This is a genomic window from Vagococcus sp. WN80Y, from assembly GCF_059621045.1.
The window spans coordinates 1-8823 of record NZ_JCAQHY010000096.1 but is presented as its reverse complement, the minus strand read 5'-3'; the positions used below and the strand labels follow the sequence as shown (position 1 = coordinate 8823).

Sequence of the window (8823 nt, the reverse complement as noted above, 5' to 3'; positions counted from 1 at the left end):
ACAAATCATGATTCTAAAAGGAACAAAAGCTCAAAAATTGCTCGAAGACCTATCGAAATCAACGCCCGATAATGAGCAATATCTGCTAGCAAGAGTCACCGGTAACTTCAAACGCGGTAATGAACAATTGACTAAAAGTAAGAACAACTGATTGCTTCTTTGCTTATTAATTCAATCGTTATTACAAATAGCCATATGAATCAATTTCATAATTATTAGCGTTGATATAACAGCTTTTCTAACACTTGAAAATATGTTATCTCCCCAAAAAAACATAGGATTTCATTGATTTTAGGGAAAAATTAGTTAATTTAGATGAATTTACAGTATTTGCCTCCCCATTAATACTATCAGCTTTCATCTAATTTTTCATGAAATCTGATACGAGAAATAGCGAGTTTGAGCGGTTCTTGGAATTATGAAATTGATTCATATATCAATAAATTTGCAAGGGACTTCAATTTTTACATTTTTCTAAATTGAAATTATCGAATCTCTTTTCAAGTATCCATACATTCAATCAAAGAGGCTTTCAGCTACTTATAAATAGGTTCCTTTACTAAACTTGCCTTCATACTAACTTCTTCACCTGGTTTTTCTTGACTATAGCAGTTTTCACCTCGGCTAACTTTTGGTGTTGTTAGCCTTTTTTATGCTTGTTCTTAATCCAGTATTCTCAACTACAAATCATGCTACATACCAAGTTATTTAGATGCAAAAAATCAAACACTGATATCAAAAAATTTACAGATAGAACCTATAAAGACACAAACACATGACGAGTTACTATTATTAAAACAAGAATACTATGTCTTTATAACAATGAAGTCTAAGCAAAAAATCAGTTGTGACAAAAATGTAATGCATTATATTAGATCGATGGTTGTTTTACAAAAAGTTAACTAAAATAAAAGTGAGACGCAAATAATGATTGGAGAGAAAGATCGCTCGTATAAATGAAGTCAAAGAACAATTTAAAGGGTTACTAGATGGCTGTCTCATTACAATTCTAATCGGAGATCCTGCTACTGAGATTATCAAACATGCACAAAAAGAGGACTACGATTTATTGATTATTGGTAGTAGAGGACTGAATTTATTACAAGAATTTGTAATGGGAAGTGTCAGTCATAAAGTTGTAAAACATGCACAAATTCCTATACTAGTTGTAAAATAGAATGAAAGGAGCTTTATCTATTTATGTTAATTAGTTTTAATAAAAATGAGTGGTTAGGCAATATAAAGAATGATATTTTGGGAGGATTAGTGACATCCATCGCTCTCATTCCAGAAGTTATAGGATTCGCCATTATCGCTGGAGTAAACCCAATTACAGCCTTATTTGCCTCAGTGACTACTGCAATCGTTACTTCAATTACTGGTGGTAGACCTGCTATGGTATCAGCTGCAGCTGGATCTATGGCGCTTGTTATGGTTACATTAATAAAAAATCATGGCTTAGAATATATGATAGCAGCTACTATTCTGACAGGAATTATACAAATGATTTTAGGCTATATAGGCATTCACAAACTGATGAAATATATATCAAAACCTGTTATGTTAGGATTTGTTAATGCGTTAGCCATTCTTATATTTCTTGCTCAAGTTCAACAATTAGAAAATAAGAACATCGCGACATATATTATGGTCGGTGCAACTATCATCATCATGTATGTTTTTCCAAAAATCTCGAAATCATTTCCTCCAGCTTTAATTGTGATTATCATGATGAGTATTTTATCACTTTACCCGTCTTTAGGTCTCCAAACAGTTGGTGACTTAGGCGATATGACTGGCTCATTACCATTCCCAAGTTTACCGTCAGTCCCTTTTAATTTGGAAACATTCCTCATTATTTTCCCAACATCTTTAGCTTTATCTATGGTCGGATTAATAGAATCTCTCTTAACCCTACCTTTGATCAACGATATGACAGATTCAACAGGAGATAGCAAGCGGGAAGTGAAAGCTCAAGGTTTGGCTAATATCGTCACTGGTTTTTTCGGGGGGCCTGCTGGATGTGCTATGATCGGCCAAGCAGTCATTAATGTCAAATCTGGCGGCAGAAAAAGACTATCTACTTTAACAGCTGGTTTAGCATTATTATTTTTAATTGTTGCGTTAAAAGGAGTCATGATTCAAATCCCTACTGCTGCTTTAATTGGTATCATGATTACTGTGGCATTTGAAACATTTGATTGGGAAAGTGTTAAGCTGGTAAGAAAAAAACCTATCGCAGAAACACTCATTATGATTATTACCATTTCAATTGTTGTCTATACCCATAATTTAGCCATTGGTATCTTGGTTGGTGTCGTTTTAAGCATGATTATTTTTATCACTAAAGCTTCCAAATTGGAATTCGTACAAGTTGATGAAACGATTTATATTAGCGGACAATTATTTTATGCTTCCGCAAACTCACTTTTCGATTACTTTAATAATTTAACTATTGAAAAGAAAATGATAATTGATTTTTCTAGAGTACACATCTGGGACGAATCAGGAATTGAGGCAATAACCTCGATACTTGATGCCTTTGAAAAAAATGAACCCGCTATGCAGATCGTTGGAATTAGAACAGCAGATAAAGAATTGACCAGTAGAATAGAAAAACTGAAATAACTTTTTTATTCATCTAAGCTAAATTTTGATTTCTATATAAAATTCAAAGGGTGCACATTAGAAGTCATTCACTGATACTGACACAACTTTATTTTTTACGTAGCATATCTTCTCTTTACCACGATGTACAAAACAACAATCTGTAGTACAAGTTTTACAACTATCCCTCATTATTTTTGCGACAAGGAAAACACTTAAAATACCAATAAGTCCTGCAAGTACTATTTTTTTCAGCCATATTTCTATGTTTTACTTAATGAGAAGACAGCGCCTGTTTTATTAATTGATAATTTTTATTCCCACCAGACAAGTTGTAGACGTCTCTAAAACCCTCATTGAGTAATATATTTTGAGCTGCATTTCCAGTGACACCTTTATTGCAATAGGTGATAGTTGTTCGTTCTTTATCTAATTCCACTAATTTAGCACGTAAATCAGCTAATGGAATATGGACAGCTCCTTCAACATTCGATTGTTCATATTGTTTTTTAGAGCGAGTATCAATAATTTGAAGCTTTTCACCATTCCCTTGCTTTTGAAGCAGTTCAGTTGGCGTCATTAATGGTATCCCATTATTAACAGCATTGTCCAATGCCATTCCAGTGTATAAAATAGGATCTTTAGTTGTAGCAAATGGCGGCGCATAGGCAAGATCTAAGTGGAACAAGTCTTCCGCTACAGCGCCGAATGAAATAGCTGTTGCAATCACATCAATTCGCTTATCTACACCTTGCTGTCCAATAATTTGTGCACCAATTATTCTACCACTACTTTTATCTGCTAAGGCTTTGATAGTTAATTCTTTACCACCAAGATAATCGGCATGATCTGGCTTGATGTTATAGAGAATTGCTACATCTATCCCTTCCTCAATAGCATCCTTTTCAGTTATGCCAGTATAAGCAACTGCTAAATCAAACACTCGAACAATCCCTGTTCCTAAAATCCCACGATGTTCCAAAGTCCCTCCAGTGATAACATCCCCAGCAATTCTCCCCATTTTATTTGCAGTAGAGCCTAGTGGTCGATACAATGGTTGACCTGTTATGACAGAGAAACTTTCAGCAACATCCCCTACAGCATAAATATGAGGAACAGATGTCTGCATTTTTTTATTAACCTTGATTGCCCCTGATTCACCTAACTTGATTTGCGTTAATTGAGTTAAAGCAGTATTTGGCATAACACCCGCTGCAAGAATGACTAAATCTGTTTGAAGATATTGCTTCTGACTCGTCTCTAATTCAATGATTCGTCCTTCTACATCAACTACTCTCGTAATGGTTGTATTTAGCTGAATATTAACCTGATGCTTTTTAAGTTCCAATTCTACTAGATACGCCATATCAAAGTCCATTTGTTTCATGACTTGGTTCCCTCGTTGAACAACAGTAACCTCTAGCCCTTTATGTGCGAGTTGTTCTGCCATCTCTAAGCCGATAAAACCAGCACCAACGATTGTTGCTTTTTGTGGTTTCTCCTTTTCAATGAAGGCATGAATAGCCGATGCGTCTTGAATAGTTCGTACATGAAATATATTTTCATTTGATTGTTTCGCAGCGAAAACTTCGGGAATAATTGGTCTTGCTCCAGTTGCCAAAACTAGTTCATCATAGGTGTCCACTTTTTTTTCGCCTGTTTGAAGGTTCTCAACCTCAATTGTGTGTGTCTCAGGATGAATACTTGTCACTCGATGCTCGGTAAAAATATCCACATTATAACGCTTTTTAAACCATGCCGCATTTCGTGGTGTTAAACAATTCAATTCATCCACTTCTTCTCCAATGTAATAAGGAATGCCACAAATAGAATAAGATATATCCTTATCTTGATCATAAACTACAATCTCTGCTACTTCTGTATTTCTCCTAGCTTTCGCTGCCACACTTGTACCCGCGGCTACTGAACCGATAATGACAATCTTCATAAACAAGCCTCATTTCTTTTAAATTAGTTAAAATACTTCTTCTTGAATTTCAACGCAACATTCACCAGAGCAATTAGAACGGGGACTTCAACTAGTGGACCAATAACTGCAGCAAACGCTTCTCCTGAATTGATACCAAAAACACCCACCGCTACAGCAATTGCTAATTCAAAGTTATTACTAGCTGCCGTAAAGGACAAGGAAGCTGCAATTGGATAACTCGTTCCCATTCGTTTAGAAATAAAAAACGATACGAAAAACATTAACACAAAGTAAATCAACAATGGTATCGCAATTCTTACAACATCCATGGGCAACTCAATGACTTTTTCTCCTTTAACTGAAAACATTACAATAATGGTAAACAACAAGGCAATTAATGTGATTGGGCTAATTTTAGGAATGAATTTTTGTTCATACCACAGGATACCTTTTCTCTTGATTAAAATTCGTCTTGATAGAAATCCAGCAATAAATGGGATACCCAAATAGATAAACACACTTGTGGCAATCTCACCCATTCCAATCGAAATAGCGTGTGTTTCCAAGCCTAACCACCCTGGAATAACAGTTACAAATATATAGGCAAATACAGAGTAAAAAACAATTTGGAAAATAGAGTTAAAAGCGACCAACCCAGCTGTGTATTCATTATCTGCCTGAGCAAGATTGCTCCATACAATCACCATCGCAATACAACGAGCTAAACCAATCATAATCAAGCCTACCATATATTCAGGATAATTATGTAAAAAAACAACTGCCAAAATAAACATTAAAATAGGACCAATAATCCAATTTTGAAACAGTGATAATAGCAACACTTTCCAGTCTTTAAACACACGCCACATTTCTTCGTATTTCACTTTAGCTAATGGTGGATACATCATGAGAATCAAGCCAATCGCAATAGGTATTGAAGTGGTACCAACTTCTAGCCTATTAATCCCTGTCACAACGTCTGGTACAAAATAACCTAATCCAATTCCGAAAGCCATTGCCAAAAAAATCCAAAGCGTTAAGTACCGATCTAATAATGATAATTTTTTTGTTACTCCTGCCACAATCAACATCTCCATTGTTAAATTTTTGAAAAAGATATCCTCACTAGATAATTTCTAATGAGTAATTCGTTATTCTACTACTTTTCTACAGCTACATGTGTACCGCCATGAGGAAATTTCGTTCTCGTTTTATTCACATATTTTACTAACATTAACATGACTGGTACTTCTGTTAAAACACCCGCGACTGTCACCAAAACGACAGGAGAAGATGCACCAAATAGTGTAATCGCTACTGCGACTGATAGTTCAAAGAAATCGGAAGCGCCAATTAGCCCAGCTGGTGCCGCAATATTATGCAGCAACTTCAATCTCCAAGCAGAGAAATAGGCTAAAGCAAAGGTTAATAAATTTTGTAATACCAGTGGGACGGCAATCAATAAAATATGAAATGGATTACTTAAAATAATACCCCCTTGAAAAGAGAAAATGATAACTAGTGTCAACAACAAAGCAATTGTTGTAATACTATCAAATTTTGTGACAAACTTCTCATTGAAGTATGCTTCCCCTTTCTTCTTTATCATATAACTTCTTGTCGCTATTCCAGCAATTAAAGGGACCACAACAAAAATGACAATTGAGAACAACAACACATCCCACGGAACTACAATATTGTTAACGCCCAGTAAGAACGTCACGATTGGCGCAAATAGAATGACGATCAATAGATCATTGGCAGAAACTTGAACCAATGTGTACGCTAGGTCTCCCTTTGTTAAATTGCTCCAGATAAAGACCATCTTTTCCTGTAAAAAACAGATACTTCGTTAATGGTAATTGGTCAGGTTGATACAATTTCATGTCTGTTGCCTCCTTAAATTAATCATTTTAGTCAATCGTAACGCTCTCTGCAACCTTTGAGTTTTTCTTATTATCCATACAAGAGCATTCGTCATTTTCAATGGTCTGGCAAACACAGTCAACTGTGCTTTGAACGAGACCACCAATAATTCCAGATAAAACCTTCATATTATCTGCATTCAATGAATAGTTGTGCCACGTGCCTGTTTTCCTTGCTTGAACAATTCCTGCATTCATCAACACTTTCATATGATGTGACAGTGTTGGCTGTGTAAAGTCAAAATGTTCCAATAAATCACATGCGCAGCGCTCGCCACAAGAGAGCATGTCTACAATTTGAACTCTTTTCGGATCTCCTAATGCTTTAAATACTTTTGCTGTTAATTCATAATCCATCTTTCATCCCTCCATAGATAGAAGTTATTCTATGTATAATATAGATGCTTATCTATCTATTGTCAATAGTTTCTGTCTTTAAAATAAAAAAAGCTTATGAGAACCTATCCCACAAGCTTTATCCTGTTCGTTTTAGCAACATCCAGAAGATGGTGAGCAACAACTATTTGCTGGTTGTTCTCTTTTATCCTCAGAAAAATTGATACCTGTATAAACACCAAATTCTTCAATCGATGGATAACCAGCCATTTTCATAATTTCATCGCCCAGTAAAAAAACTGATAAAATATCAGCTCCTTTAGATTGTAACAACTCCCCTATTTTCGCATTCTCTACGAATGCTCCAGGATTACCTGTCAAATTAAAGCACTCAACTTCTACACCATCGTTTTTTTCCAGTGTTTGAATAACAGAAGATACACGTAATAATTCTGTATCTTCTCCAGGTCCACACACTCCTGTATCACAACACATTGTCGGTTCATACAACGATACTTTACTCATTTTACCTAACTCTTTCTTTTTGTTTTGTTTTAAAAATTTGATTGGTTAACTCTTGAAATTCTTCAATATTCTCAATCACTAGGGAATAGTATTGCCATTTACCTTCTTTACGAGCTGTTACAATCCCAGCTTCAATCAAGACTTTCATATGATATGATAGTGTTGGCTGAGTAAAATTAAAATCATCTAAAATATCACACGCACACTTTTCACCAGTTGAGATCATATCTATTATTTGAAGTCTGTTAGGTTCAACGATAGCCTTCATAATTTTCGATAATCTCAAATAATCCATAGCCTCACCTTCACATAGATACTTATCTATGCGAAGGTGAGACTAAATTGTGATTAAAAATTAACTGATGCTTCTCACACATTATAAAATGTCTCTTAAAGCTTCTCCAAATATTTCTTCTGCCTTCCATTCAATCACTACGTAATGATTGTTAGAAAGTTGTGCCACTTGAAAGCATACTGTTATTTACTACCCACCAAGTACGAACGATCCCTGCTCTTTCCAAGTCTTCCTTTAATCGAATAGATTCATAAATAGGTGTCGCTTCTGGTAAAGTAACCAACACAATTTCTGTCTCCTCGCCATTTTGCAATTTAAGTAACAATTTTCGGACTGATTCAGGGACATCGCCAGAAGAACGTTCAATTTCCTTATGGTAACTTTGTGTCGAATCAAGCAATAATAATGTATGACCTGTTGGGGCTGTATCAATCACAACAACATCACTATCTGCTCCTTCAACTATTTCTGCAAACTACCTAAAACAGCTATTTCTTGTGTACATGGTGAACGCAAATCTTCTTCTGACATTGTTTCACGAGCTTTAGTTAATACTTTAGCTTGATAGTAAGATAGTTCTTTTGCTTCATCAATATGACTCAAACTAATTTTATTGTTTCTAAAATAACAAATTGAAGGTCCGCAGCTGGATCAGTCGTTGCTAAATGAACCTTTTTCCCTTTATCGGCTAAAGCCATTGCAATTGCTGCGGCAATTGTTGTTTTTCCGGCTCCACCTTTCCCCATTGTAAAAATAACTTTCTTGTTGCTTTCTTTCCAAAAATAAAGAAGATGTAATATTATTTGTGTTCCTAAGTTTTAATTAGCGGCTTGCCAATCACTACTGATAACTAGAGCATTTCATTATTATTGCCCATAAAAAAATTATAGAGTGGCGTTCAAATGAATCAAAAAATAAGATTGAGCTAATTATCTAATCTCATTCCAAATCTTAGTATGTTTTTTTGATTCATACTAATAATTATAGCTAATAGCTAGCTTGCTAACTGATAAATTACTTGGTACAATATTAATGAGCTCACCACTCGTGTGCTTGCACACAAATGCGTGATTGCCTAGAGGAAACTCTAGGCCTTTTTTGTATTGCCATTTCTAACTATTACTCGTTTTTTATGGTATTATTAATTCACTATCTTAAACTGAATGGAGATTTTATGAGCCTAGACAATTTAGTATCAACTCAAA

7 protein-coding genes and 3 pseudogenes are annotated in these 8823 nt (G+C 35.0%); 3 read left to right on the top strand and 7 right to left on the bottom strand.

Going from position 1 to position 8823, the window contains the following annotated elements; all coding sequences use genetic code 11:
• Positions 1 to 931 precede the first annotated feature (931 nt).
• The 3 genes and pseudogenes from AC5KOD_RS03470 (at position 932) to AC5KOD_RS03460 (ending at position 2628) form a co-directional block, all read left to right on the top strand.
• A complete protein-coding gene (locus AC5KOD_RS03470; protein WP_496913139.1) occupies positions 932 to 1177 on the top strand; it encodes a universal stress protein in 246 nt (81 codons plus the stop codon).
• Between the two features lie 23 nt (positions 1178 to 1200).
• Positions 1201 to 2340: pseudogene (locus tag AC5KOD_RS03465) on the top strand (SulP family inorganic anion transporter); the annotation flags it as partial.
• Positions 2329 to 2628 (top strand): STAS domain-containing protein, encoded by a 300-nt coding sequence (locus AC5KOD_RS03460; protein WP_496913141.1) that lies wholly within the window; start codon positions 2329 to 2331, stop codon positions 2626 to 2628. The pseudogene AC5KOD_RS03465 and the gene AC5KOD_RS03460, both read left to right, overlap by 12 nt.
• A 253-nt stretch (positions 2629 to 2881) precedes the next feature.
• Here AC5KOD_RS03460 and AC5KOD_RS03455 read toward each other — a convergent pair whose 3' ends face one another.
• The 7 genes and pseudogenes from AC5KOD_RS03455 to AC5KOD_RS03425 all read right to left on the bottom strand — a co-directional run.
• Complete coding sequence (locus AC5KOD_RS03455; RefSeq protein ID WP_496913138.1) at positions 2882 to 4555, bottom strand: FAD-dependent oxidoreductase; 1674 nt, start codon at positions 4553 to 4555, stop codon at positions 2882 to 2884.
• Positions 4556 to 4578: 23 nt separating this feature from the next.
• Complete coding sequence (arsB, locus tag AC5KOD_RS03450; RefSeq protein ID WP_496913140.1) at positions 4579 to 5628, bottom strand: arsenite efflux transporter membrane subunit ArsB; 1050 nt, start codon at positions 5626 to 5628, stop codon at positions 4579 to 4581.
• Positions 5629 to 5696: 68 nt separating this feature from the next.
• A pseudogene (locus tag AC5KOD_RS03445) lies at positions 5697 to 6362 on the bottom strand (arsenic resistance protein); the annotation flags it as partial.
• A gap of 88 nt (positions 6363 to 6450) precedes the next feature.
• The gene (locus tag AC5KOD_RS03440; protein WP_496913137.1) at positions 6451 to 6819 is read right to left on the bottom strand and encodes an ArsR/SmtB family transcription factor; all 369 of its coding nucleotides are present in this window, start codon (positions 6817 to 6819) and stop codon (positions 6451 to 6453) included.
• 132 nt (positions 6820 to 6951) lie between these two features.
• A complete protein-coding gene (arsD, locus tag AC5KOD_RS03435) occupies positions 6952 to 7323 on the bottom strand; it encodes an arsenite efflux transporter metallochaperone ArsD (RefSeq protein WP_496913136.1) in 372 nt (123 codons plus the stop codon).
• Between the two features lies 1 nt (position 7324).
• On the bottom strand, positions 7325 to 7618 hold the full coding sequence (locus AC5KOD_RS03430) for an ArsR/SmtB family transcription factor (RefSeq protein WP_496913135.1): 294 nt from the start codon (positions 7616 to 7618) through the stop codon (positions 7325 to 7327).
• An 81-nt stretch (positions 7619 to 7699) separates the two neighbouring features.
• A pseudogene (locus AC5KOD_RS03425) lies at positions 7700 to 8424 on the bottom strand (ArsA-related P-loop ATPase); the annotation flags it as partial.
• Positions 8425 to 8823 lie beyond the last annotated feature (399 nt).

What these genes read in the sequence shown, in the direction of transcription:
- arsD (WP_496913136.1), bottom strand. Translation starts at nt 7,323, where the DNA reads ATGAGTAAAGTATCGTTGTATGAACCGACAATGTGTTGTGATACAGGA.
- arsB (WP_496913140.1), bottom strand. Translation starts at nt 5,628, where the DNA reads ATGTTGATTGTGGCAGGAGTAACAAAAAAATTATCATTATTAGATCGG.
- AC5KOD_RS03440 (WP_496913137.1), bottom strand. Translation starts at nt 6,819, where the DNA reads ATGGATTATGAATTAACAGCAAAAGTATTTAAAGCATTAGGAGATCCG.
- AC5KOD_RS03455 (WP_496913138.1), bottom strand. Translation starts at nt 4,555, where the DNA reads ATGAAGATTGTCATTATCGGTTCAGTAGCCGCGGGTACAAGTGTGGCA.
- AC5KOD_RS03430 (WP_496913135.1), bottom strand. Translation starts at nt 7,618, where the DNA reads ATGGATTATTTGAGATTATCGAAAATTATGAAGGCTATCGTTGAACCT.
- AC5KOD_RS03460 (WP_496913141.1), top strand. Translation starts at nt 2,329, where the DNA reads ATGATTATTTTTATCACTAAAGCTTCCAAATTGGAATTCGTACAAGTT.